This is a genomic window from Longibacter salinarum (genome assembly GCF_002554795.1).
GTDB classification, from domain to species: Bacteria; Bacteroidota; Rhodothermia; order Rhodothermales; family Salinibacteraceae; genus Longibacter; species Longibacter salinarum.
The window spans coordinates 539,750-565,415 of the sequence record NZ_PDEQ01000001.1 but is presented as its reverse complement, the minus strand read 5'-3'; the positions used below and the strand labels follow the sequence as shown (position 1 = coordinate 565,415).

At 59.1% G+C, this 25,666-nt stretch carries 20 protein-coding genes; 7 read left to right on the top strand and 13 right to left on the bottom strand.

All coding sequences use genetic code 11. The features are described from left to right. Positions 1-199: 199 nt before the first annotated feature. Positions 200-1,303, bottom strand: a complete 1,104-nt coding sequence (locus CRI94_RS02285) for a hypothetical protein (protein ID WP_098074031.1) — start codon at positions 1,301-1,303, stop codon at positions 200-202. A gap of 606 nt (positions 1,304-1,909) precedes the next feature. Here CRI94_RS02285 and CRI94_RS02280 point away from each other — a divergent pair. Both CRI94_RS02280 and CRI94_RS02275 read left to right on the top strand, forming a co-directional pair. Further along, the gene (locus CRI94_RS02280) at positions 1,910-3,394 is read left to right on the top strand and encodes a PAS domain-containing sensor histidine kinase (RefSeq protein ID WP_098074030.1); all 1,485 of its coding nucleotides are present in this window, start codon (positions 1,910-1,912) and stop codon (positions 3,392-3,394) included. A gap of 75 nt (positions 3,395-3,469) precedes the next feature. Continuing rightward, the gene (locus CRI94_RS02275; RefSeq protein ID WP_245846041.1) at positions 3,470-4,114 is read left to right on the top strand and encodes a response regulator transcription factor; all 645 of its coding nucleotides are present in this window, start codon (positions 3,470-3,472) and stop codon (positions 4,112-4,114) included. 128 nt (positions 4,115-4,242) lie between these two features. Here the strand turns inward: CRI94_RS02275 and CRI94_RS02270 are convergent, their stop codons facing one another. Continuing rightward, on the bottom strand, positions 4,243-5,646 hold the full coding sequence (locus tag CRI94_RS02270; protein ID WP_098074295.1) for an aminopeptidase P family protein: 1,404 nt from the start codon (positions 5,644-5,646) through the stop codon (positions 4,243-4,245). A 256-nt stretch (positions 5,647-5,902) separates the two neighbouring features. Between CRI94_RS02270 and CRI94_RS02265 the strand changes: the two genes are divergently transcribed. The 3 genes from CRI94_RS02265 to CRI94_RS02255 all read left to right on the top strand — a co-directional run bounded on the left by CRI94_RS02265 (position 5,903) and on the right by CRI94_RS02255 (position 9,041). Beyond that, entirely contained in the window at positions 5,903-6,511 is a 609-nt protein-coding gene (locus tag CRI94_RS02265) for a thioredoxin family protein (protein ID WP_098074294.1), read from the top strand. Positions 6,512-6,907: 396 nt separating this feature from the next. After that, positions 6,908-7,717, top strand: a complete 810-nt coding sequence (locus CRI94_RS02260) for a tellurite resistance TerB family protein (RefSeq protein WP_245846040.1) — start codon at positions 6,908-6,910, stop codon at positions 7,715-7,717. A 619-nt stretch (positions 7,718-8,336) separates the two neighbouring features. Then, positions 8,337-9,041: a DUF6992 family protein gene (locus CRI94_RS02255; RefSeq protein ID WP_245846039.1), complete on the top strand. Its 705-nt coding sequence runs from the start codon at positions 8,337-8,339 to the stop codon at positions 9,039-9,041. On the opposite strand, the gene CRI94_RS02250 is transcribed toward CRI94_RS02255, so the two are convergent. Beyond that, the gene (locus CRI94_RS02250; protein ID WP_098074028.1) at positions 8,949-9,560 is read right to left on the bottom strand and encodes an FxsA family protein; all 612 of its coding nucleotides are present in this window, start codon (positions 9,558-9,560) and stop codon (positions 8,949-8,951) included. The genes CRI94_RS02255 and CRI94_RS02250 overlap by 93 nt on opposite strands. Positions 9,561-9,872: 312 nt before the next feature. Here CRI94_RS02250 and CRI94_RS02245 point away from each other — a divergent pair, with 312 nt between their 5' ends. Then, entirely contained in the window at positions 9,873-10,931 is a 1,059-nt protein-coding gene (locus CRI94_RS02245; RefSeq protein ID WP_098074027.1) for an NAD(P)/FAD-dependent oxidoreductase, read from the top strand. 1 nt (position 10,932) lies between these two features. On the opposite strand, the gene CRI94_RS02240 is transcribed toward CRI94_RS02245, so the two are convergent. From CRI94_RS02240 to CRI94_RS02210, 7 genes are all read right to left on the bottom strand, one after another. Continuing rightward, the gene (locus CRI94_RS02240) at positions 10,933-11,700 is read right to left on the bottom strand and encodes a ferredoxin--NADP reductase (protein WP_098074026.1); all 768 of its coding nucleotides are present in this window, start codon (positions 11,698-11,700) and stop codon (positions 10,933-10,935) included. 17 nt (positions 11,701-11,717) lie between these two features. Then, positions 11,718-12,353: a CAP domain-containing protein gene (locus tag CRI94_RS02235; RefSeq protein ID WP_098074025.1), complete on the bottom strand. Its 636-nt coding sequence runs from the start codon at positions 12,351-12,353 to the stop codon at positions 11,718-11,720. 93 nt (positions 12,354-12,446) lie between these two features. Beyond that, complete coding sequence (locus CRI94_RS02230; RefSeq protein ID WP_098074024.1) at positions 12,447-13,649, bottom strand: NAD(P)/FAD-dependent oxidoreductase; 1,203 nt, start codon at positions 13,647-13,649, stop codon at positions 12,447-12,449. Positions 13,650-13,687: 38 nt separating this feature from the next. Next, the gene (locus tag CRI94_RS02225; RefSeq protein WP_098074023.1) at positions 13,688-14,662 is read right to left on the bottom strand and encodes an AAA family ATPase; all 975 of its coding nucleotides are present in this window, start codon (positions 14,660-14,662) and stop codon (positions 13,688-13,690) included. A 95-nt stretch (positions 14,663-14,757) separates the two neighbouring features. Continuing rightward, the gene (locus CRI94_RS02220; RefSeq protein WP_098074022.1) at positions 14,758-16,158 is read right to left on the bottom strand and encodes a peptidylprolyl isomerase; all 1,401 of its coding nucleotides are present in this window, start codon (positions 16,156-16,158) and stop codon (positions 14,758-14,760) included. Between the two features lie 131 nt (positions 16,159-16,289). Next, the gene (locus CRI94_RS02215) at positions 16,290-17,309 is read right to left on the bottom strand and encodes a peptidyl-prolyl cis-trans isomerase (protein ID WP_098074021.1); all 1,020 of its coding nucleotides are present in this window, start codon (positions 17,307-17,309) and stop codon (positions 16,290-16,292) included. Positions 17,310-17,363: 54 nt separating this feature from the next. Beyond that, entirely contained in the window at positions 17,364-19,430 is a 2,067-nt protein-coding gene (locus tag CRI94_RS02210) for a peptidylprolyl isomerase (protein ID WP_098074020.1), read from the bottom strand. Between the two features lie 312 nt (positions 19,431-19,742). Between CRI94_RS02210 and gltX the strand changes: the two genes are divergently transcribed. After that, positions 19,743-21,236 (top strand): glutamate--tRNA ligase, encoded by a 1,494-nt coding sequence (gltX, locus tag CRI94_RS02205; RefSeq protein ID WP_098074019.1) that lies wholly within the window; start codon positions 19,743-19,745, stop codon positions 21,234-21,236. Positions 21,237-21,332: 96 nt separating this feature from the next. On the opposite strand, the gene CRI94_RS02200 is transcribed toward gltX, so the two are convergent. The 3 genes from CRI94_RS02200 to meaB form a co-directional block, all read right to left on the bottom strand. After that, positions 21,333-23,717 (bottom strand): glutamine--tRNA ligase/YqeY domain fusion protein, encoded by a 2,385-nt coding sequence (locus tag CRI94_RS02200; RefSeq protein ID WP_098074018.1) that lies wholly within the window; start codon positions 23,715-23,717, stop codon positions 21,333-21,335. Between the two features lie 140 nt (positions 23,718-23,857). Continuing rightward, entirely contained in the window at positions 23,858-24,358 is a 501-nt protein-coding gene (locus CRI94_RS02195) for a hypothetical protein (protein ID WP_098074017.1), read from the bottom strand. 207 nt (positions 24,359-24,565) lie between these two features. Next, complete coding sequence (meaB, locus tag CRI94_RS02190; RefSeq protein ID WP_098074016.1) at positions 24,566-25,600, bottom strand: methylmalonyl Co-A mutase-associated GTPase MeaB; 1,035 nt, start codon at positions 25,598-25,600, stop codon at positions 24,566-24,568. Positions 25,601-25,666 lie beyond the last annotated feature (66 nt).

Genomic DNA, 25,666 nt, shown 5'->3' with positions numbered 1-25,666 from the left:
CCAGGTGCAGAGGTTGACCCAGGCGCAGACTGCGGCGGCACGAGATACGGCTCAAGTAGAACGTCCGCATCCACGATGTCAGCGCGTTGGCCGGGTCGAAGGCTTAGAGTGAGCGGGTTGCCGAGCGCATCCACGGCGCATATACCTTTGTCGAAAGGCCACCGCGGGAGCGACCAAGAGCTTCCGCCTTCAACACGACCTAGTAGCGAAAGACGGCGGCCATCGGTTTGCCAGAGAGAAGTCCAGTGTCCTGCACGTTGTGGACGGTGCCCCCCGCCAGAAGTGTTTGAGCCATGGTCTGCTCAACTCGGGATCCGCATTTCGGTCGTGTCATGGTCCCGACGTGCGGGGTTGTCGTCGGCGACCCATTGCCGGTCTGAGGCTCCCAGTGCTCGTGTTGCTCTGCGTACGTAGTGCGAACGAACAGCGTCTCAACGCGCCTCGATGCTGCTTCTGTTGCGATTACGTACGGGTCGTCTGAGTAGCGGTCCGGCGCATGGGCCCGCGTGGTTTCGAGAACACGAAGGTCATCGATGGACTGTTTCTCCGCGCGATGGACTGCCGCCTCGGTTGCCATGTCCAGAGCGCTGTCGTGAGACGCATTCTCAGCACCCTTCGGAGGAGGCAACGGCATCAGCGTTCGGTGCAGGTTCAGCGACATGTACGCATCTCGAAGTTCCGGCGGAGCGATCAGGGCAACCGGATGGTGGCTGCGCGGAAGAAACGCCCCGAGGGCCTGATCAACAGCTGTGAGCCACTGAATGAGGGGACGCATCGACGCCATCGTGGGCGCATTTGCCGAGACCGCAGGCGGGTCCACGTTCACCTCCAGCGGCATCGTGGACGTCCAGTCACCGTAGCGGCGAAGTAGCGTGGCTCCGTGCGGCTCGAGGCGAAGAGCGACAATGTACGTCGAGTCGAAGAGGTGAAGAAGCGGGCCGAGACAAACACCCTCACCGACAGCGACGTGAGTCGAGATCGGCATCGGAAGCGGAAGGTACCAGGACCGTTCGGGGTGCGCGAAGATCCCGATGCCTTGGTGTTCGACCTCAGAAAACGTGGTGCCGTCCGCCAGAGGCTGAAGATCTACGTGGAGTCGCTCGATCGCCTGATCAATATGACGTTCTACTCTTTTTGTGCGGGATCCATCGATGGTCGGCCGGTGTGATTCGATGAGGTTGAGTGCCTCTGGCAGAAGGGCGGTGGACGCGTAAAACGACACGCAGATCTTGGATGCCGATAGGAGAAGCTCACGAAGATCGTCGATTGACGCGATTGTCGTGCGTTGTGATAGCGTATTCATCGAAGAGCCTTCTGCTAGAGGCGTCCTTTAGCGGAGAGAGTGCTGACCCCAGTCGCCAGCGCGATGCGGTATCGCGGGGGATCCGATTCGACCGATCGCGTCACGGCGATCGATGACGAGGTGTGGCGAATCTGCAAATGAAACTAGCAAGTCGGATGCCGGTCTCGAAACGGGTTTTCTGCATGCGGTTGTCATTCAATGGGAGATGACGCTGTGGGGGAAATCCTGACCGTCGCTAGGCAAATTGGCCAGCTGATGTCCAATCGGTACACGAACTGTCGGCGTATCAACAGACGTTGATCGGCTGCACGCGCGAACGGTATCGTCGACACATTGGGCCTTCTATGGGCGTGAGGGTGTGGTTGACCGTTATTTGATCCGAAAAACATAAATTATGGATCCATGTCTCCGGGGTCATGTAACCTAAGCATCGAGTGTATTGGCATAGGTATACAACTTTTCCTGACCCGACTGTCCGGTTCTCCCCCATAGTTTTGTTGCAACGTGGTCGCTAGCTTTTCTCTGAATTATGAGGAGGCTACGCTAGGTTGTTCAGAATCACGAGGGCTCTCGTGACATCCGACGACCGGTCCTGAGGGTGGATTTATGAAAACGTCCCCGTGGAAAAACGAACGTGTACCGGAGAGCTTTACCGCTGCCATTGTCGTACTAGATGAGGATTGGCGGTTCCGGTACGTGGACCCAAATGCGGAAAATGTACTGAAGCGGTCGGTCGATGAACTGATCGGTCGAACGATCTGGTCTGAATTCCCAGAGGCGGTCGACACCGTCTTTTATCGTGAGTACTACCGGGCCATGGAAGAGGGTAGGACGGTGCGCTTTGAGGGCTACTACGAGCCGCTGGATCTGTGGGTACAGGTATATGCGTATCCGATCGAGCACGGGCTTACGGTGGTCTTTCAGGACATCACCAAACGCAAGGTGGCGGAGCAGGACGCGGAGCGTTTGGAGGCGCGCAATCAGGCGATCATTAAAGCGATTCCCGATGACCTATACATGATTTCGGGGGCGGGCGTGATCGTTGAAGCGGAGCGGGGCGGTGTGGGGCCCACGGATGACACCAAGTCGATCCTGGGGCGCAGCATTGACGATGTGTTTCCGAGCGGCGTAGCGCGACGGTTCCACGATACCATCACCCGCGTACAATCCAGCGGGGAGACCAGGGTCATGAGTTATCGTCTTCCGGCGAGTTCATCGCTCATCGCTTCCCGTGAGGAGGTCGTGGAGGATGACGAAAACAGCATGCGGGCGATGGAGGCACGGATTGTGCCGGTACAGGGAGACGGTGTCTTGGCCATCGTTCGCGACGTGAGCACGCAGCGAAATCTTGAGCGCCAGGTTCTTGAGGTTACGCGTTGTGAGCGAGAGCGGATCGGACGAGATCTACACGATGGGATCGGCTCGCTGCTGTCGGGCATCGCCATGATGAGTAGCGGCTTGGCTAATGCGATTGAGGGAGGAGAGGACGTGTCGGCAGAAGAGGTGCGAGAAATCAGTCGTCTTGCGAAAGAGGGGGTCTCCCAGGCGCGCGCCCTGTCGCGCGGGCTCAACCCCATCCACGTGGAGCCGGATCGGTTCGTGGCTTCTATCGAAGAGATGGCGTCAAACATGAAAACCATGACCGGTGTGGCCTGCTATCTGGATGATCCCGATGACATCCAGAGCTTGAAGTCCGACGTCGCAACGCAGTTGTACTGGATTACCCAGGAGGCCGTGAACAACGCGACACGTCACGCTGATTGTTCGCAGATTGCTGTTGGTGTATGGATCGAGGAGGACGACCTGCTGATTCGCGTCCGCGATGACGGAAAAGGTCTGTCGGAGGAGAGCCGAAGTGGCCTCGGTCAGCAGACCATGCGATATCGAGCAGAGGTCATCGGAGCAACCCTCACCGTCAGAAACCGAGAACCAACGCCGTTGCGCCGAGCCAAAACCGAAACTGATACGGATGCCACGGTCTCAAGTGGTGTCGATGTTATCTGTCGACTTCCGATCTGGAAGGCGATTCCTGACGTGGATCACCGTACAGAAAACACGTCTCAGGAAAATCAAGCGACCGTGAGGTCGTAGGTACACGTATCCAGCCGCTTCTTCCCGAAGCTGGTTCTCTCACTCTTACTATAACGGACCCCCACGCTACGTACCATGATGCACGACATCTTTGTGGTGGATGATCATCCGGTCATGCGCAGAGGTTATGCGGCTCTGATCGGGCGGGAGTCAGATCTAAATCTGTCGGGCGAAGCATCTACGGCGGAAGAGGCTCTGGAGAAAATACAGGAGGACGAGCCCGACCTGGTCATCGTCGATATTTCGCTTGAGGGGATGAGCGGCATCGAACTCATCAAGCATCTACAGTCTCAGCATCCCGACCTTCCCATTCTCGTCGTGTCGATGCACGACGAAACGCTCTACGGCGAACGTGCGCTTCACGCCGGGGCGCGCGGTTACGTCATGAAAAGCGAGGTGGACGATGTCATAATCGAAGCCATCCGGCAGGTCTTGCAGGGAGGCTTTTATCTGACCGACCACCTGAATCGTAAGATCCTGCTTCAGTATACCGGACGCGGCCCGCAGGAGGGAACGACGCTGGAGCAACTGAGTGATCGTGAACTGGAGGTGTTCGAACTCATCGGCCGGGGGCGGAGCACACGGGATATCGCTGAATCGCTGCACGTGAGCGTCAAAACGGTTCAATCCCATCGGAGCCGTATCAAGCAAAAGCTCGCGATTGACAACATTACCGAACTCACGAGACGAGCCGTAATCTGGGTCCAGCACCAGAATTAGGGTGGGGGACGCCCCGCGTAGTCACACGTCGTGATACGGCGTTCTAGGTACTAAATAATCTGCCCGAGCATAGCGCGAATAACCGCTATGCCCGGGCAGTGGTATGCAAGGACGCCTCGTAGACGAGATTATCCAATTTCGATACGCTGGCTCGCGAGCGATTCCACCTCATCGATTGACTTGGCAATGGGCGGACCGATGATCTCGGGGCCGTCCGCAGTAACGTGTACGTCGTCTTCGATGCGGATTCCGCCGAAGCCGATGAAGTCTGTAGCGACATCATAGTTGATGAAGTCCGCGTGCTTCTCGCTGTCGCGCCAGCGCGCAATCAGCTGCGGGATGAAGTAGCATCCGGGCTCGACGGTAACGACAAACCCTGATTCGAGCTCGCGCCCGAGTCGGAGGGCGTTCAGCCCAAACTGATCCGACCGCTCGACATCGTCAGAGTAGCCGACGAAGTCTTCGCCCAGGTTTTCCATGTCGTGGACGTCCAGGCCGAGCATGTGACCAAGGCCGTGGGGGAAGAACAGTGCATGGGCACCGGCTTCGACGGCATCCTCTACCGGGCCGTTCATGAGACCGATATCGATGAGGTGCTCGGTCAGAACTCGACTCGCCGTCAGGTGAATCTCTCGAAACGTCGTTCCCGGTGTGCAGGCGGCAATGGCCGTTTCCTGGGCATCGAGCACCGCGCGGTACACGGCCCGCTGCCGATCGCTGAAGGTGCCGCTGACCGGTGCGACGCGCGTGACGTCCGCCGCATAATGCATCGGTGAGGTGGCTCCGGTATCGACGAGGAGAAGGTCCTCATCAAGAAGTGGATTCGCGTAGTGATGATTGTGAAGCACCTCTCCGCGCACGCTGCAGGTGATCGGGAAGGACAACTCGCCTCCGCCGGTCAGTGCCAGTCCGCTGAGCTTGGCTGCGATCTCCTGCTCGGTGCGCCCCGGTTGGGCCATTAACATGGCCGTTTCGTGCATGCGCTTCGTGACCTCAACGGCTGATGTAAGCTGACGAATCTCCTCGTTCGATTTAACTGACCGTTGAGCTACGACAGCCCGGATCAGGGGCTTCGACGCGAAATCATTGCTACGATCAGCGGTCACACCCAGAAGCTGTTCGAGGCGGATCCGATGGGTGTCGCGGTAAGGCGGGAGGACGTGAACGTCACGGTCGGCCTGGATCGCGGTCTGCACGTCGGCTTCCAGGTCGGCGCGACGGGCGGTGTTTCCGATGCCGGATACTTCGGCCCGGTCAGCAACCGACGGCTTGGGACCGGTCCAGACTACTTCATCCAGGCCCGCGTCCTTGCCGTACAGGGTGCATTTCCCGGTTGCTGTGTCGATCAGAAGCGCAAGACCCGGTTGATCTAGTCCCGTGTAGTACAGAAACGTGCTATCTTGCCGAAATGGATAGGGGTTTGCTTCGTAGTTCATTGGCGCCTCCTCATTCCCGAGAAGGAGGACGAGGCCAGGCGGCATCTGGTTCGCCAGCTCGCGGCGACGGGCGACGTAGGTCGGTGCAGAGAACATAGGCACAATAGCAGGTTCCGGTGAGCGCGAAACGCCGGGAAAAAGAATCATCCCTCGGCCCTCATAACGTACATTGAGTGAATCGGAAATGTGATGAGAAGCCGGGAAAGACTGGCCGGATACATCATCTTTTAGACTCGACGACACGTAACGCCTTCGACGCTGATTGAACCTATCGTGCCCGGGTCCGTCGCACCTACACGATGGGTTCCATTACGCATCAGGCGTGTTCTTTCCGAAATACCAAACTGCACGGATGAAAGACTTTTTTGAACAGAAGCGTCCGCATGACGGCTTCACCTACCTGGAGTACAAGAAGGCATGGAAAGAGAAGAAAGATCGACCGATCGGCGAGGTCGATCGGGAGGACCGAAAGATGTTGCATTATCTCCGGTACAACTGGGAACGGTCGCAAAAAGTAGAGAAGGCGTTTTCTCCATCCGAGGAGCTTTCTTCGGCCGTATCCTCGATTAACGAGCCCCAGCTTTGGATGGTGATCACGGAGCCTTGGTGTGGCGACTCCGCGTTCTCACTCCCGGTCATCAAGGCGGCAGCCGATACGAATGATAATATCACGCTACGAATCTTGCACCGGGACGACAATCTCGACGTCATGGATCAATACCTAACGGGAGGAAGCCGAAGCATCCCGAAGCTTGTGGCATTCGATTCGGAGGGGAACGAACGCTTCACGTGGGGGCCGCGCCCGGAAAATGGACAGCGCCTATTCAACAACCTGCGCGAGCAGGGCCGTGACAAAATGGAAATCATCCAGGAACTCATTGCCTGGTACGAAGGTGGCGGATACGAAACGGTGGGCGTGGAACTCGCCGACGAGGTCGAATCACACTTAACTGAGGCCTAAGCCCTAACAATACCTTATTCGAGCTGCGCGCGGCACCCCAAGGACATTTCCTCCGGGGCGCTGCACCGACCGGTTTCCGCATTGCGTACCAGGGGCACTAGCTTCGCGCGCCTTAATCCCGCCCGGTTCGCTCGCTCTGGCTCATCGAAGCACGGCTTGTTGGGCCCTTGGAACCGTCGTTCCGTGGCGCGGGATCTGCTCTTCTCATTGCGATCATACGTCGGTTTTCATACCCCCTGATCGGTGCCCAAAGCGCTGGAATATTGTCTCACGGGTGTGCAGTCTTTAGATCCAAACTTCGCAGGTGAGTGTTTTCCGGAGATTGCGTTTTGGGAATCGTTCACCGTATCCTGCCTCACAGTACGGGCAACGTTGAGGAATTTTAAATCGCCACGCATGGTTGACTTGAACGACGGCTGGACGAAAACGCACGATCTGGCGCTGCTGTACGTCGCACTCGCGTACGGAACGGATCACGAACTCTCCGACGGCGAGGTTGCGGCAATTACGGACGCGCTCAAAGACTGGGCGGTTGTGTCGGAAGACACGCACGTCCAAGAAATCGTTATGGAGGCAGCGACCGCATTCATCGAAGGGGATGCCAATTCGGAGCTCACGCGTGCGATCGACACGCTTGGAGGATCTCTCGGTCCAGATGAGCGCCGCCGGGCCCTCACGGATGTAATTCGTATCGCGGAGGCCGACGGCGTTCTGCTCGAACGAGAGCAGGGACTGATCTCGCGTGTTGCTGATGCGTGGTCGCTCCGTCGCCTGGAGCGCGAGTTGATGGATGAATCGGACGCGGCCGTCCAGCCCCGGGGAGAGGACTGGGGCCTGATTCACGAACTAGCCTTCCTGTTTCTTGTGGTGGCCCACGTCGCCAACAACGAATTAGCCGAAGGTGAAATCACCGTCATCCTCGAACGACTGCAGGAATGGCAGCCTGACCTCGGTCCCGAAGAGGCACGCGAGATCGTGCGGTCGTCGCTGCAAGTGTATGCCGAAGGGGAGCAGGAAGCGCTCATTCGAGATTCCATGACAACACTGAAGAAGGCGCTTCCGGACGTTCAGCGTTTGGCTGTCCTCGACGACCTTCACTGCGTCGCCCGCGCGGACGGCAATCTATCGGACAGCGAGCGCAAGCTTATCACGTCCATCGCCCGCGCCTGGGACGTGAACGTCCGCCTCAACGGTCGGCACCGCTGACGCGACCGTAGCGCCGGAAATGCATATGGTTGCGGGAGAAAACGAACGCCCCGGTCTCAACGAGAGAGCGGGACGTTTCTGTATTGATGTGAATCGCCATCCAGGTCGTAATACGTTTTCGGTATGACAATATCGGAGGGACCTGGCCATGCCGACTCAACTGCCTTGATCTGGGCAGAAAAACGTTGCTACGTTATAGGTTCACAACCTGTTTGGCGGATGGGTCGTGAAAACGTAAGAACGGCCGTTCATGTCTATTCGCAGACCTGAGCCGTTCCTTCCGCGATAACGACTTAGACGCGGTGCGCGAGTGCAACCAATCCGTGTATTGCAAGCGGCGCGAGGACCGATCGTGGAGAGGTCCGGATCTTTGAATCGCCGAAGGCTGTCCGCCAAACCGGTTCTCAACGGTTCTCGTGCTGAGGCTTGTCCCGACGACAGTCGGGGGCTGGCGCATCCGTTAAACGGAGACCGTCGGAGACACCGATATTTTGAAGTTGAAACGGTGTAAGACGATCGCGACGAGCTGCAGGCTTTTAAACCATCGTTGCGGTTTTAGGGACCACGATGGGATACCTTTCAGTCGAATCGCCGTCTTCTCTCCATGATGGGAAAAACGATGTCCCAGCACTCAATTACACGTCTTCTCGTCGTCATGGCGTTTCTTGCCTCGTCCATGCCGTATTCGCAGGCGTTCGCTCAACAGCTTGAATCACCTGCGACGTCGGTGGCTGCCGTGCCGATCCCGGTAGCGCACGATACTGCCAATCTCTATCCGCATTCGAATGAGCGCGTCGAGACTCTGGTGGAAGACAGAATGGCTGCAGAGCGCGCCCATCTGTGGCGCGTAGCGGCCTGGGGCAGCGTGAATGCGCTTGGAGGCCTCGCTCTCATTCTCGGAGCAAGTCGACCTGAACGCCCGGCGTGGTGGGGATTCGGAGCACAGTCCGGACTTTGGGGTGTCGTGAACATCGGCATTGCTACAGCCGGGTTGGTATCGGGCGACGATCCCACGAGAGGCTACGAGGCTGCGGTCTCAGCCGAACGCTTTTACCACGACATCCTGCTCTTTAACCTTGGGCTAAACGTCGCCTACTCATCTGTTGGGACGACGCTGGTTCTGCTTTCCTACAGAGGGGTCGACAGCGCACGCGCGTTGAGGGGCCACGGGAGCTCGTTGATTATGCAGGGGGCCGGGCTCTTTGTCCTCGACCTAATTGCTTTTCTCGGATCACGAACTCGACTCACCGGACTCCTCGATATGGCCGGGTCGTTGTCGGGGCGTGCCCTCCCAACCGGGTTCGCGTTCACGCTTTCGCTCTGACGGTTTGGGTCCGTTCGGGCGTGGCGACGGGCCGCTATCACCAGCCGGGTTTCCGCCTGGGCCGCCAGCGGGACCCGAGGGGCCGTCCGGTGTGCCTCCGCGTCCGCCTGACGGAACGCCTCCGAAGAAGCCGAACTGCATGTTGAGTGAGCCATCCTCCATCTTCTTCTGCACCCGCTTCATGATGAGCTTGCGGATGAGCGCCCGTGAGGGGGGGAGAAGCCCCATAAAACCAACGATATCGGTTAGGACGCCAGGTGTGATAAGAAGCGCGCCGGCGATCAGAATAATAACGCCGTCAAGTAGCTCCTTTCCGGGGAGACCACCCCGGGCGAGACTCCGGTTCAGCCGCTGCCACGCGGAAACGCCTTCGCGTTTCGCGAGAAAGCTCCCTGCGATGCCCGTGGCGACGATGATACCCACCGTTTCCCAAAAACCAATCAACTGCCCGACTTTCAGCAGCAGGGCGAGTTCAACAGCTGGGGTGACGAGGAAGAGGACAACGAGACGTGCAAGCATAGCGTGTGTCGTTCAGCACGAGGAAAGGCGGGCCGAACTGCAGCGTCTAGTTCTTGCAGATCGCTCCTGCATTCGGCCACACCGGGCCTGATCTCCCGGATGACGTTCGCCTATACGACCGAACGGTCAGGAGGCTCCCGGTTCATATGATCATTGGATGCAACCATCTATCGAAGAACCGCATCGCATCGTGTTTACCAAGACGACTCGGAGAGGAATGTTACGGCACCATCGCAGAGATTAACGGCGCCGTATCGTATCGTGCCTGATAGTTCGTCCCGTCACTCAGATTCTTCCGTCTTTGCGCAACCTATGGCTCGACTCGCTATCATCGGGGCTGGATTATCCGGTCTTGCTGCCGCCTGGAGGCTTCGAACTCAGCCGATTGAAGTTACGATCTTTGAGAAGAGCCGCGGTTATTCGGGGCGCGCAGCGACACGTGGAAAATATGGGGCCCGCTACGACCACGGTGCGAATTACATCGCGCCATCATCCGACCGGATTCGCACGCTGTTGTTTGACCATCTACCCACGGATGACCTTGTACAGATTGATGGGGAAGTCTGGGCGTTCGATGGCGACGGTGCGCTGTACGAGCCCGACGATCAGGATATATCGGAGAAATGGACGTATGCTAGAGGCATCAGTACGCTGGGGAAGGTGCTCGCACGAAGCATTCCTGCGGTTAAACAAACGGAGACGCGCATCGATCACATCGTTCGATCGGACGGTGCGTGGCTTCTAACGGACACGGACAACGTACGTCAAGGCCCATTCGATGCCGTGCTTTTAACTCCACCGGCGCCGCAAACGAGCACGATCTTACAGACGTCGGCCGATACGGCTCGCGATGACAACACGCGTGATCTTCTGACGGGGCTGGCCGAGGCTGTGGGCTCTGCCGACTACATTCCGCAGTTTTCGTACATCTTCGGTTATAACCGCAGGATCAAGCGTCACGGCAATTACTACGGGCTTGTCAACGATGACGAGTCACATGACATTTCATGGATCGGTTTCGAACACGACAAGCCCGAGCGCGCGGCAGACGGAGAGAACGTTGTGGTTGTGCAAATGTCGCCGGCGTGGACCGCGTCGCGCGTCAATGCCGACCCGGACCGGTTCATGTCCGACGTAAAGGATCTCGCATCAAAGGTTCTAAATGCGGATCTGAAGCGCCCGGAATGGTATGACACGCAGCGGTGGCGATACTCGATGCCCGTCAGTAGAGCCGACGTAGAGGCACTGGAGCCAGGAAAAGAAGCCGGATTGTTCTTTGCCGGCGACTACGTCGCGGGCGTCGGTCGGATCGGGCCGGCGATCGAAACTGGACTCGATGCGGGGGACCAGATCCGGCAGGCGCTATCGTGATTCAGGCAGACACTCGTTCGACGAAATATTTCTCCTCGTGGAGTGATTCTTCCTCCAACCCCGCGCGAGTCAGAATGCCCTGCGCTTTGTCGATCATTTTCGGGTGACCGCAGGTGTAGGCCGCCGTGTCATCGGCTGGAGGAGCCCACGCGTCCATGTGTTTGCGCAGCACGTCTTCTACGCGTCCCGTCTCCCCGTCCCACTCCGATTCGTCCCATGGACGACTCACCGTTGGCACGTAGTCGAGCCAGGGGTGCTCGTCTGCGAGTGTTGCGAGCTCGGGCACATACGTTCCGAGTTCCCACGAATGACTCGCGCCGTGGAGGATCAGCATGCGGAACGGTTCATCGAGGGCCCCCGTCTTCAACGCTCGAATCTGGTCCCGGACGATGCTCACGTACGGCGCCACGCCGGTTACCGTCGCAGCCATAACGTGAAACGTGCGGGACTCGTCGAGAACAAATCGGCCGACGATCTTATCCCGCATCCAGACCTCGGCTCCAGTGTCGAGCTCCCAGAGTCGCGGCGTGAGTTTGCCTTCGTCAACACGTTCGATAAAGAACTCAAGCGGGTCCTCGTTGGGTGCCGACGCCAGCGAATACGGGCGGAGTAGGGGGCGCCCGGTGTTGTCGTCCATGAGCCCGATGGTCGCGTACTGGCCCGGGATGAAGTCGACAGAAGTCGGCGGCTTCATCCGAAACAAAGCCAGGTCGTCGGCGAAGTCGATGCGTTCGATAAGCGTAAGCGCGCTGTAACCGGAGAGGTTCATGCTGCCAGCGGGTTTAGTCAGCAGAAGATTTGTGTAACGTAAAACGTGTCATCATCGATCGCGGTAGAAAGCGCTTCTGTCTCGTATCGGGAATCCAAAATGTTCGCTCGGTGGCCCGGTGAGTTCATCCATCCATTCACGATGCCGCGCGCGATCGAAGACTCGTCTTTCCAGTCATACTCTCGACGGACCATGGTATCGCCCTCGAAGATGTCGCGGTATCCTCGGTAGAGCGTTCCAGTGTAAAGGTTTTCGCCGAAGCCGTGGGCGGTCCGCTGCTCGTCAAGCTGTAGCGTGCAGGTGAGACCGAGTTGGCGCGCCCGTTCGTTCACCCCGTCGCCGTCCGGGTTCGTATGCCCGAAGAAGTCACGGCGGGCCATGTCTTCACTGTGCACGCGGGCCAGGGGGTCCAGGGAGCGGTTGTATTCCAGAGGCGACAAGCCACGTTCCGCCCGTACGTCGTTGATCTGCGCGTGCACCATATTCTGAACCCGCTCGACATCAATGACTGGACGGCTGGACTCGGTTGATGTCGGTGCGGAGGGCGTCTGCCCTGACGACGCGACGGCGAATAGTCCCGCTAGCAGAAAAACGACGGGAAACGCAAGGATGCCGCGAAGGAGTCGTTCTGCTGGGGACGTGAGCGTATCCATAATGTACGATCTAAGCGTAGACTGATCCCACCGGAAAGGTACGCAACACTTCTTCTTTCTGCAGTGGTAAAAACGGTGGGTGTACCCGTGAGTTCAGGTACCGTTGGTGTGCGACAGCGGCGCATCGGCGCGGGCAAGGGACAGACTCCACGTATCGAATGCCTCGTTATACGGATGTATCCAGCGCCGGTCGATCCAGTGCTTCATCCGGAGAGCAGAGCGGCCTTTCCACCATAGGCCATTGGATACCCAGAGTCCTTCCGGTGTGCCGGTGGAGAGGATGAGCGGGGCAACGCCGTACGGCCGAAATGACGCCAATTGACCGTCTGGGGGTGGGATACGGGATCGGTGGAGCGCTCGCACCGTGCGATCCAGGTTCGTGAAGAGGGCGGGGCCTTGTTTGACCGCGTGAACACCCACGCGTGGAAGCTCTTGGAACCCGTCAACGACAGCGCAATCTCCCGCTGCGAAGATCCGAGGATGTTGTTCGACAGACAACGTTTGGTTCACCTTCAGGAAGCCTCGCTCATCGGTGGGAAGGCTGCTATCGCGAAGCACGTCGGAGCCGGTGACGCCCGTTGCCCAGAGGACGCAATCTGCTTCCATGCAGGAGCCGTCGCTCAGATGAGTGCGGGAGTCCTTGACGGAGGCGACGCGGGAATCGGTGCGGATATCGACCCCCCGATGAGACAGGACGCTGTCAACGTGTTGCTGTAGCCCAGACGCAAAACCGGGGAGGAGAGTGGATTCGCCTTCTACGATCGTACAGGTGAGGTCGCCCTGGCGGCCAGCGGCCAGAAATCGCGCCGTAACGTTCATGGCGATTTCTACCCCTGCTGCGCCACCACCCGCGATCAGCAAAGACAAGGTATCCCCGGGCCGGTCAAGGACCGAGGTGATCTGCCGGTGGAGCTGAGGGAGGCGATGAAGTGGCTTTGTTGGCGTCGCGTCCGCGGGGAGGCCAGGGTTGCGTCCTCCGATGTTCACGGCAATAACGTCGAAGGGAAACGATCCTCCCGTTGCGTCGGTGATCGTGTGCGTCGTGGGATCGATTCGCGTAACAGCATGGGGGCGAAATTCGATCGACGAACGCCGACAGAGGGAGCCGAGATCGATCGAGACCTGCTGTTCTGAATAAACGCCGCCGAGATATTCCGGGATCATCCCGGAGTAGTAAAGTTGCGGACTCGCATCAAACAGCGTGACGTGAGCAACTTCGTCGCGTATCCATGCGCCGGCGTTCCGGATGGTCGGAAGCATCGCGTGGCCGCCACCAACGAGTGCAACGCGAAGCATGGTGCGGAAAAGAAGTTGGGAGGGGGGACGGAAAGCAGCTATCCCACGAGCCGGTCGATCACCTTGACGGGCGTGATGCCATCCGCTTCCGCGTTGAAGTTCGTGACAATGCGATGGCGAAGAACGGGGACGGCCATTCGTTTGACGTCCGCTTCCAGCGGTGTCATTCGACCATCCAGAGCTGCCAGCGTCTTGGCGCCGAGAACGAGATACTGCGAGGCGCGCGGGCCGGCACCGTAGCTCAGGTATTCATTCACGAAGTCCGGAGCCGCGTCTCGCTGAGGCCGGGTCTGCGAAACGAGACGCACAGCGAACTCGATGACATTATCTGCGACGGGGATCTCCCGAACGAACTGCTGGAAACGCAGAAGCTGTTCGGCGTCCATGACAGGCTGGACGGATGCTTCGGTCCCTGCCGTCGTGGATCGAACGACCTCAACTTCCTGATCGAAGGACGGATAGTCGAGCCACAGATTCAACATGAAGCGGTCAAGCTGGGCCTCCGGAAGCGGATACGTTCCTTCCTGTTCGATCGGGTTCTGCGTGGCGAGCACGAAGAACGGGCGCTCGAGCTCGAAGGTCTCGCCAGCGGCCGTTACGTGATTCTCCTGCATCGCCTCGAGAAGCGCTGCCTGCGTCTTGGGCGGCGTACGGTTGATCTCGTCTGCAAGGACGACGTTGGCGAAAATGGGGCCGCGTGCAAACTCAAAGGTGCGTGCTCCCCCGTCCGTTTCCTGGATAATCTCCGTGCCTGTAATGTCTGACGGCATCAGGTCCGGCGTAAACTGGATACGGCTAAAGTCAAGATCCAGCGCTCGCGCGAGCGTGCGGACGAGCAACGTTTTGGCGAGGCCCGGCACACCAATCAGAAGCGTGTGTCCGCGGGCAAGCAGGCACACGACGACCATCTCCACGATCTCCTCCTGGCCGACAATGACTTTACCGATTTCGCGCCTCAGCTGGTCGTACGTCTCACTGAGTTCATGAAGCGTTTCCGGGGTCTGATCAGCCATAGACAGGGCAGGCGGAGAGGGAGGAGGGCAGGAGAAACGAAATGTATCAAAACAAAAGCCGGCGCCCTCAATCGAGAACGCCGGCAAAACGACCGCTAGCGCGTGGCGGTCAGGTCGTTCTCGTCAATGCGGATATCGACGAAGACTTCGTTGCGCAGTTCGCTCAGCCAGTCGTCCATCACGCGCTGTCGCTTTGCTCGAAGGGCGGCCTGACGTACGAGTTCGTAGTCCTGGTCGAGGTTGATCCGGTGCGGCGGGAGACGGCGCTGCAGCAAGACGATGTGGTAGGCACGCTCACCGCTTAGCAGGTTGACCTCGCTCGGTTCGCTGATGTCACCCACATCGATCGAGTTGATCGTCCGCTGCCAGCTCGGGCCCAGACGTTGGAGGGCGAGATCGCGAATGCCAGTCTGTGGATCCGTTACGCGACCGCCATTGCTTCGCGACCGTTCCTCCTGCGAGTGGCGCTTGACCATGAGTTCGAAGGGAACGTCCGGGTTGTTAATCAGCGTGTCGCGTACCGCCTCGAGGTATTCGACCGCAGATCCGCTTTCTGCCTGCGACTGGTCAACGCGAATCAGAATGTGGTTTAGATCGACGACGTCTCCGCGACGGTCATTGACGCGGACGATGTGATATCCTTTGTGCTGAGGGTTGTAGAAGATCCGCGAGACCTCACCGATCGGGGTGCGGGCAGCAACAGCGGCGAAGTCGGCAACGAAGGCATCGAGGGGGAGCCCGTCGATCTGGCCTCCGTCCCGAGCCGACCCGGTGTCATCGGAGAACTGGCGGGCCATTTCTTCAAAGCTCGCACCCTTGTTAACGATGGAGTCCCGGATCGTCTTCAGGATGTTGCGAGCCTCTTTTTTCGCCGACTCACTGATTTCTGGGTACCGCACGATATGCGAGAGGCGGACCGACTCAGGCTGTCGGGGAAGGGAGTCCTGCGGCTGCTCCTGGAACCACTGTCGAACCTCGCTCGGGGTAACCTCTACATCGCTGAGCTTCTGCTGCTGAAGCTGCTGGGCGAGCAGCTGGTCGCGAATATCGGGCGTCATCTCCTCGCGCACTTCGAGGATGTCTTTTCCGAACGCCTGTTCGATGGCCTGCTCGCCACCATTTTGCTCAATCCACGAATTGAGTTGCTGCTCCACCATTTCGTCCGTCGCCGTGATGTTCGTGTCCCGACGGGCCTGTTCGATGAGAACATGCTCATCAACGCGTCGATTCAGCGCCTGCATCCAGAGGTCTGTGCTGTACTGAGCGCCGCGCTGCTGTTGCAGCATCTGGGCTACCATCTGGTCGACGTCACTCTTGAGGACAATCTCGTCTCCGACGATGGCGACGATACGGTCGACGATCTGCTTGTCGTCAGCCCGGGACGAATCCTGAGCCTGGACCGGATGGCTGAAAACACTCATGACAAGCATGAGCAACGCCAACAGCCTGACGCCGGAGAAGGTGGAAGAGAATGAACTCGGGGAAGAGGAAAGCATGCAGTCGAAAATGGAAATCAACAGGGAGAGAAACCGACGGCCCGCAGTTCGTGATGTCACAGGGACGCGCGGTTTATTCGGAAGAAAACGGTATGGCTGCGCTCTGCAGACGGAGTAAAGACAGCCGGCGGTCAGTTGGTCGTCGTGTCAGGGGCGGACGACGGATCGGCGTCGCTGGTATCGGCCTCGGTCGAATCCGTCCCTTGAGCAGGCATGCCCGTTGGTTCTGCATGCGGGCTGCCGTAGTCGGGGATGTCGAGTTCGTTCCGGGCCGCGGCCTGATTGCGAAGTTGTTGAACCTCACGAGCGTACATCTGTTTCCGCGAGCGAATGGTCAGCCGGCGCCGGATTTGGTCTTTCACCCATCTCAATTCCGGTTCGGAACCTTCTGGGATTCGCTCCACAAGTTGCATCACGTGGTACAGACTATCATCCTCCACAACGGGAGAAATCTGGCCGGGGCCGAGTTCCGAGAGTTCATCCCGAACGTATGGGTAATGGCCAAAGAGTCGCGACGCCGGGACGAATCTCGTCGAGAGCATGCGCGACTGTTTTGGGCGTTCGGCGTACTCGTTGACGAGAGTCTCAAACGTACTGTCTAGCGGCGCCCCTTCCGCAGCGGCCGTCTGCAGGGCCGACCGGGCTTCTTCCGCACGGTTACGTGTGGCAATCGAAAGATGCCGAACACGAATGAATGGCTCGCGCAGTGCAAGCTGGTCGCGATTGCTCTGGAAGTAATTCTGGATCTCCGTTTCGGATGGACCCACATCCGCCTGGTTGTACATCCGATCCGTCAGCGCCGTAACGAGGATGGACCGCTCCTGTTGCTCGATCTGACGCTGAACGTCGGGCTCCTCGCGGAGATTCAAACGCTCGGCCTCACGGAGAAGCAGCGTTCGGGTGATCCACTGCTCGATAATTTGCTGACGAGCCTCAACGGTATCGACGCCAGCTGGTAGCGCGCGCAGCGACGAACTCACCTCCGACTCGGTCAGATAGCTATCACCAATGCGAGCTACGTACGCCTCCGGTGCCGCATCGCCACTACAGCCCGAACTGAGGTGAACGAGAGCGACGAGTAGAATCGCTCCGAAGACGAGAGCGGGAACGCGATTCAGGTGGAGGATTCGAGAGGCCGAGTACGAGGCCATAGATCGTTTCGATTAAAACGGGGGCGGGGGAACGAGGTCGCAGCGGCGAAAGCACTACCGGCTCTCGTCCATCTGAGGAAGGTGCGAAGGAAAGGTCTCGACGCGGTACTCTTTGCGTAAACGAGAGAGTACCTCTTGTTCGTATGCGTCCTGATAATCTCGAATGACGCGGCTTCGCGCTTCCTGAAAGGTCATCCGACGGGCCGGGTCGACGCCCAGACGCATCAGCAATGCTCGCTGACCACCACTTTCTATCGGGCCGACGATCGCGCCGTCTTCAGCTGCGAGCAGTGACTGCTGGCTTTCGGGGGCATCATCCGTCAGATAGAGGGTATCCGCCTCGACGAGGGTGGACGCTTCTGCCCGGTCGATCATCTCGCCGGCAAAGGCGTCCGACGGGGAATCACCGGGATCGGGTAGCAGAGAGTCAGCCGGTGCGAGCAGGCGCAGAACGCGCACCCGATCTGGGAACCGGTATCGATCCGTATGCTCCCGGTACATTTTACGGAGTGAAGACGTGTCCTGCGTGGCGGGAGTCCAGACGAAGCGTTGCATGTATTCGAAGAGGAGCAATCCGTCGCGATATTCCTGCATCCGCCGGCGAAAGTCCGGATCGCGCTCTTCAAGTTCTGCCGCCGCGATCGTGAGGGCCTGTTCGGTCATGAATCCTTGCGCAGCCTCCCGAATCGATTGCCGACGGATCTGAGGCGTCGAGGCAACGTAGCGGGAGAGATCGTCGAGCGTGTAGGTGGAGTCGCCAATGACAGCGATCTGTGCGCTGGTATCCGTTTCTTCGTTTTCCCGAAACTCGACCAGCGGCTGTGCGAGTGAGTCGACCGCCTGAGGGGAACCGTAGGCTGCCGCCGCTACCGCTGCTGTGTCGAAGGATGCACCACGACGTTGTAGCACACGGGTTGCGACCTCCTTTTCCCGCATTTGCACGCGCGACATCCGGCTCGCTTGCTGCTTTAATCGATCATACGCCTCGTCGAGTGAGGGGCGCTCACGCCGTTCGAGGAGTTTGATGAGGTGAAAGCCAAAGCGTGTCGACACGACGTCGGAAACGGTGCCGACTTCATCGAGCCCGAAGGCAGCGTCGCGAAAGCTCGGTGGGATATTCTGACCGGGCTGAAGTACACCCAGTTCGCCCCCACGCTGTGCCGATCGTTCATCGTCAGAGTACTGGACGGCAAGGCTGTCGAAGCGCGCGTCGCCCGTACGCAGTAACGTCAGGAGCGAGTCGGCGGTTGTGCGAGCCGCTGCAGAATCCTCTGGGGACTGTGACCGAATCAGGATGTGGGCGATGCGAATGGGTGCGGGACGCTCGCGGCGGTCATGGACGTTCAGCACGTGATAGCCGTACTGCGTGCGAAAGACGTTCGAGCGTTCACCCACCGCTGTGGCGTACATCTCATCCTCGAAGGGTTTGACGAGGCGACCGGCGGTCATGTAGCCAAGGCGTCCGCCTGCGCCTGGACCGTTCTGGCGCGACGCGGAGGGATCATCGGAATGGGCACGGGCCATCGAGGCGAAGGAGGCGCCCCCTTCCAGGGAATCTACAATCGACGCCAGCTTTTTGTAGGCGCGTAGCGTATCCTCTGGAGCGGCGTTCTCATCGACGGCGATGAGGATGTGGCTGACATCAATCTCTTCCTGGCGCCGCTCATACATTTCTCGGACGATGGGCCCGATGATCTGCTCATCCATCAGTGTGGGGCGCGCGATCTGTCGGCGATACGACGCGATCTCCTGTTGCAGTGACGCAAGCGTGTCCAGACCGGCGTCCCGGGCGGCGCGTACCTTTAGTCGAAAGTCGATGTATCGTTCGAGAAAGTCCTCTGGCGATTCCGGGCCATCCGGTGATTCGGTGATGTCGTCGTTTCCAGGTTCAACTGCAGGCTCGTCGGAGTTCATGGCACGAGCGCTACGCGAATACCAGTCGGCGAACTGCGTATCGGTCAGCGTATCTCCCGCAATAACCGCAACGATGGAGTCCGGCGCCGCGTTTTGCGCTGCTGAAGGACCCGCAGTGCCGAGTGCAGACAGAATGATCACGGCAACGGCGGACATCCACCGTCCCAGTGAGTGGGGGAGTGTCGGATGGAAGGGAAGAGAATCCATAGAGTTACGTCAGGTAAGCCATCAATGAACGCCGGGGGTCGGTCCTGTCCGGTCCAAATTCTATGCTAGGGCGGTCCGGGTTACGATTGCAAGCAATGCGTATGTGGCTCTGCGGGATTCATTCGAGATCCGCTCTTCGTACAAGATCTGTACGAAACTGTGGGTCGCTCCCGGGTTATGATTTGGGTGCCACCCACGTTATGGATGTAGACACCAAGCTGAACCGGGTCCGAGAAAAACGCCGGTACGCCGCACGTCGAGGACCGTGGTGGGGTGCATGAACGCTATTGACCACACAGATATTGTACGCTTATGGCATCGAATCACGACGACACGCCCGTTCGAGTCCGATTTGCGCCGAGTCCAACCGGGATGCTGCACATCGGCGGACTGCGCACGGCGCTCTACAACTATCTCTTCGCCCGGAAGCATAACGGTACCTTCGTTCTCCGGATCGAGGATACCGATCAGACGCGCTACGTCGAAGGTGCGGAAGACGACATCCGCCGTGCCCTCGCGTGGACGAATCTCGATGTGGACGAGGGCCCGGATGCTGGCGGACCGTTCGAACCGTACCGTCAGTCGGAACGCGCCGGGACGTACCGCGAATATGCGGATCAACTGGTCGAGCAGGGAGATGCCTACTACGCCTTCGATACCGAGGAGGAGCTGGAGGCGATGCGGGAAGAGTTCGGCACGGAGCACGCGGCCGCCAAATACGACGCGTCCACGCGGCACAAGATGCGCAACTCCATTTCGCTGTCCGACGAGGACGTGCAGGAGCTGCTGGATTCTGGCGCCGACTACGTGATTCGCTTGAAAGTGCCGTCGGATCGATCGATTCGCTTCGACGACGAGATTCGGGGCACCGTCTCATTTGAGTCGTCGGGCCTGGACGACCAGGTTCTCATCAAGTCCGATGGGCTGCCGACGTACCATCTCGCCAACGTGGTTGACGACCATCTCATGGAGATCAGCCACGTAATCCGGGGCGAAGAGTGGCTGTCATCAACGCCGAAGCACATTCTCATGTACGAGATGTTCGGCTGGGAGCCGCCCAAGATGGCGCACCTGCCGCTAATCATGAGTCCGGAAGGAGGCAAGCTCTCGAAACGGGACGCCGACGACCTCGGGATTCCGGTCTTCGTGAATCAGTACGAAGAGGAAGGATATGAGCCAGACGCCCTGGTCAACTTCCTTGCGTTCCTGGGATGGAATCCCGGTACGGAGCAAGAGGTCTTTTCGCTTGAGGAGCTCTGCGAGGCCTTCTCTCTGAAACGCGTTGGTTCTAGCGGCACGCAGTTCGATCTTGACAAGCTAAACTGGTACAACGAGCAGTACATTCGCCAGCGGAGTATCGACGAACTCGCCGTCGAGGCGAAGCCGCTTCTCAACGCAGCTGGCATCGAAGCTTCCGACGAGCGGATCAAGGAAGTCGTCGAACTGATGCAGGACCGCATTACAAAGGTCCGCGATCTCGCGACCGAAGCGCGCTACTTCTTCGAGGATCCAACCTCGTACGACGAGAAAGGCGTCGAGAAGCGCTGGAAGGAGGATTCCGCCGATTTGCTTGAGCAGTACGCGGATGCGATCGAGGAGATGGACGAGTTTACGACGGACAATCTCAATTCCACGCTCCGGTCCATCGCCGACGAAAATGATGCCGGTGCCGGCCGCATCATCCACCCGTCTCGCCTCGCCGTGAGTGGGCGCACGTACGGTCCAGGGGTGTTCTCCCTACTCCACGCCGTGGGGCAGGACGCCTGCGTCCGTCGCATGCGGAAAGCGATCGAGACGCTCGGATAGCGCTGGATTGTGCTTCGGCATAAAAAAGGGATGCGCTGCCTCTCGGAGGCGACGCATCCCTTTTCTAGTTGAATCTAACTAAACGGCCTCGGCCGTTTAATCTCCAAGCTCCTCCTGAACGAGCTCACGGGCCTTCTCCGGGTTGGCACTGCCCTTCGTGCGCTGCATCACCTGACCCATGAAGAAGCCCACGAGGCCCTTCTTGCCGTTCCGATACCGATCGGCTTCGTCGGGGTGATCATCAACGACCGACTGCACGACCAAGCGGAGCTTTTCGGTGTCATCGATCTGTCGGAGACCCTCACGATCGACGATGGCTTCCGGAGCGCCGCCCCGGTCGACCAGAATTTCGAGTACTGTGCGTCCTCCGGAGCTCGACACCTGATCGTTTGCGATCAGGTCGAGGAGGGAGGCGAAGTCGGACGCATCAAACGGAAGGTCTGTGACGACAGCACCTTTCGTCAACCCCAGGAGCTCATTGACGATCCAATTTGCCGCCAGTTGAGGCTTCGAGCCACGATTGACGACGTCCGTGAAGAGGGCGGCGAGATCGTCTCGACCCGCTATGATGGCGGCATCTTCCGGGCTCACGCCGTACTCATCGCGGTACGTGAGGAAGAGGGCGCGCGCGTCGTCGTCCAGCGTCTCAGCGGGATCCTTTTTGTTGGCGATCGAGCGCTCGCGGTTGCGCCGCTTCTGTTCCTCCTTCTCGCGCCGCTTCTTCTCCAGGTCCACGGTGTCCTCATCCTCCGTCCACGTGTCGCGCAGCGGGACGATCTGGTTGAAGACCAATGCCTCGTCAGATGAATCTTCGGGATCCTGCCAGAAGTAGCCGTTTCGCTCGAACTGGAACCGCTGGTCGGCATCAAAGTCGCGAACGCTCGGTTCGACGAAGCCTTTTTTAACGATGAGCGAATCGTCGTTCAGATGGGCGTGGAAGTCTTCTTCCCCGTCGTCTGGCGCTGGAACGTCGAAGAGCCGGTCGTACAACCGCGCTTCGAACGGAACCGCGTGTCGTGCCGACACCCAGTGGATGGTACCGCGCGGCGACCGTCCGTCGGGGGCTGTCCCATCGCGGGTTTCCGGATCGATCGTCCCTCGGATTTCGGTGATGTCCCCGTTTTCGTTGTGGATGACGTCTTCACAGGTGAAGAAGTAGCCGGAGCGCAGGCGCACTTCGCGGCCCGGTGCCAGACGGATGAAGTCCGACGGCGGGTCTTCACGGAAATCGTCTCGCTCAATGTATATCTCGTTCGAGAAGGGGACGGAGCGCATCTCATCTCGATCGATGTCCCGGGGCCAATGATTCGCTTCCAGGGGCTCGAGGGTGTCGTCCACATTCGTGATGACGACCTTGAGCGGGTCAAGAACGGCCATCACGCGGGGGGCCTTCTCGTTCAGGTCATCGCGGATAGCGTGCTCGAACTGCGCGATTTCCACCCGGCTCTCCGATCGCGTCACACCGACGTCTTCGCAGAACGACACGATGGCATCCGGCGTGATTCCCCGCCGGCGCATGCCGAAGATGGTCGGCAGGCGGGGATCATCCCAGCCATTGACGCGACCTTCTTCCACGAGCTGGAGCAGCTTCCGCTTGCTCATCACCGTGTAGGTGATGTTCAGCCGGGCAAACTCGTGCTGGTGCGGCCGGTCATCGACCTTGTCCGGCTCCAGGCAATTTTCGAGCACCCAGTCGTAGACGCGGCGGTTGTTGTCGAACTCCAGCGTGCAGAGGGAATGCGTGATGTTCTCGATTGCGTCCTCAAGCGGATGGGCGAAGTCGTACATCGGGTAGATGCACCATTCGTCGCCACGCCGATAATGGTGCGCATGCTTGATGCGGAAGAGAAGAGGATCCCGCATGATCATGTGCGGCGATGCCATGTCGATCTTCGCACGCAGGACGTGCTCACCGTTCTCGAACTCTCCGTCTCGCATGCGACGGAAGAGGTCCAGGTTTTCCTCAACCGAGCGATCGCGATACGGCGAGGGTCTGCCCGGTTTATTTACCGTCCCGCGGTACTTGCGAATCTCGGTTTCATCGAGGCTATCGACGTATGCCAGTCCTTTCTCGATAAGGACGACAGCGAAGTCGTAGAACTGTTCGAAGTAGTCGGACGCGTGATAGAGATGGTCGTCCCAGTCGTACCCGAGCCAGCGAACAGCATCCTTAATCGACTCGACGTACTCCATCGACTCCGTCTCCGGATTGGTGTCGTCGAAGCGGAGATGGCACTGGGTGTCCGCCCGGTCGGCGTAGTCTTGCTTGATGCCGAAGTTCAGGACAATTGACTTTGCGTGGCCGATGTGGAGATATCCATTCGGCTCCGGGGGGAAGCGCGTAGCGACGCGATCGCCATGGCGCCCGGTTTTGAGGTCTTCGTCGATGATGTCGCGAATGAAGTTGCTGTGCTCCGAAGAGGGAGCGTTCGAGTCGGTCACTGCGGGCGGCACCGTCGGTGGGAAAGGGTGTGAGAACATCGTCAGATCGTGCGGTGGGGCAGGTACTCCACCGGTCGTGAGCGTGTTCTACGAGTGCACAAAAAAATGATCCGCCGGCGCAGGGCTGGCGGATCGAAGCGTGAATGAGGAAGCTGGACCGTCTTGAAAACTGCAGCGTGTTACGAACACGCGCTCTTGGACTCGACGGTCAACGCGTCACAGCCAAGGTCGATGTCGGGCTCTTCGTATCCTGTGCTGTGAACGCGTCGCGCAGAGAGCGATCCGCTCAAACGATTGTTGGTCTGGTGGCGGACGTCTTGCGATGTCGACACGTCCCACATCGGACGTTCGTAATATGCCGTAAACTCGTCGTTCTGCACGCGACCGTAGATTCGGATCTCATCGAGATCGAGCTCCAGGCGCTCACCACGATAGCTCACATCCACCGGGATTGTCCCGACCCGTGCATCCCGTAGCGTCCCTTCCAAACGGCCCTGCACCATCGTAATCTGAATCACGCCCTCGTCAAGAACATCAGATCCCGCCATGGTGCGGTACTTCCACGTCCCCAATACGTCGTTCGTGTTTCCCCGATCGGATGCGGATTGAGTCGACGCGCAGCCAGAGAAGACAACGAATGCAGCAAGGAGCGCGATGAAGGGCGTAAAATATCGGTACATAGACGTCACCTGACGATCGTCATACTTCAGATACGGAGGTGCACATAGGGCCGCCTCCTCATTTTCTTTATATTATGCTAATATTAACGACTCGTTCCGCAGCCGCTGAATTCCTCTCGTGGGTGACGATGGAGAAGCACATCCGGTACTGAGAAACGCGGGTGGCGACGATGCAGATAGAGTTCGGCATGTGCTACCGGTCGCTCGTTATCGGCCCTCGCGATAGGCGTCCAGCAGTTCGTCCGCAGCAGCAAACGAACTCATCGTACCATCAAGCACGCTGTCTTCGATTTCGCGGAGCTTCGACTGCACATCCGAGCTGGAGAAAAAGTCGTCCATGAGGCGCTGTTCGATCGTTTGGCGCATCCAGTAGCGTGCCTGCCGACGACGTTGTTCACCAAAAAAGCCGGTCGATTGCGTGTGGTCGACGTACTCAGTCACTGCTGTCCAGACATCCTCAATACCATCGCCCGTTTCTGCCGAACACGTAAGCACGGCGGGTTCCCATCCGGAATCGGTGGGAGGGAAGAGCTGGAGCGCGTTCTCGTACTGTCGTTGTGCCCGTTCTGCGCGGCGGACGTTGTCGCCATCCGCCTTGTTGATCGCGATGATGTCAGCCATCTCGACGACGCCGCGCTTGATGCCCTGTAGCTCATCGCCCGCTCCCGCGATCCCGAGCAGGAGAAACACGTCCACCATGGAGTGAACCGTGATCTCCGATTGGCCGACACCGACGGTTTCGACAAAGATCGTGTCGTAGCCGGCTGCTTCGCAGAGGAGGATCGTTTCGCGGGTCTTTCGGGCGACGCCTCCAAGAGAACCACTGGTGGGGGACGGGCGAATGTACACCGATTCATGCTGCGAGAGCCGTCCCATACGCGTCTTGTCCCCGAGAATGCTGCCGCGCGTCCGCTCGCTGCTAGGGTCAATCGCGAGAACCGCCAGCTTCCGGCCGTCGTCGACAAGAGACATGCCGAGCTTCTCGATGAAGGTAGACTTGCCCACGCCCGGGACGCCGGTCACGCCGACGCGAATCGATTGTCCGGCGTCCGGCAGTAGGCGATCCATTACCTCGCGCGCAGCGACTCGGTCTCGCTCCCGGGTGCTTTCGATGAGCGTGATGGCGCGGCTGAGCACGACACGATCGCCGCCACGAATACCTTCGACATACGCGTCGACATCGAGAGCCTGAGATGACGTGGGATCGGCCGACAGATTTGGGTTCAGGTTCGACGGGGCCATGCGGGCAACCCTTTAGAGCGTGGAATGAATGCGATGGCGGAGGCGGAGATCATCCACCGAGAGGGA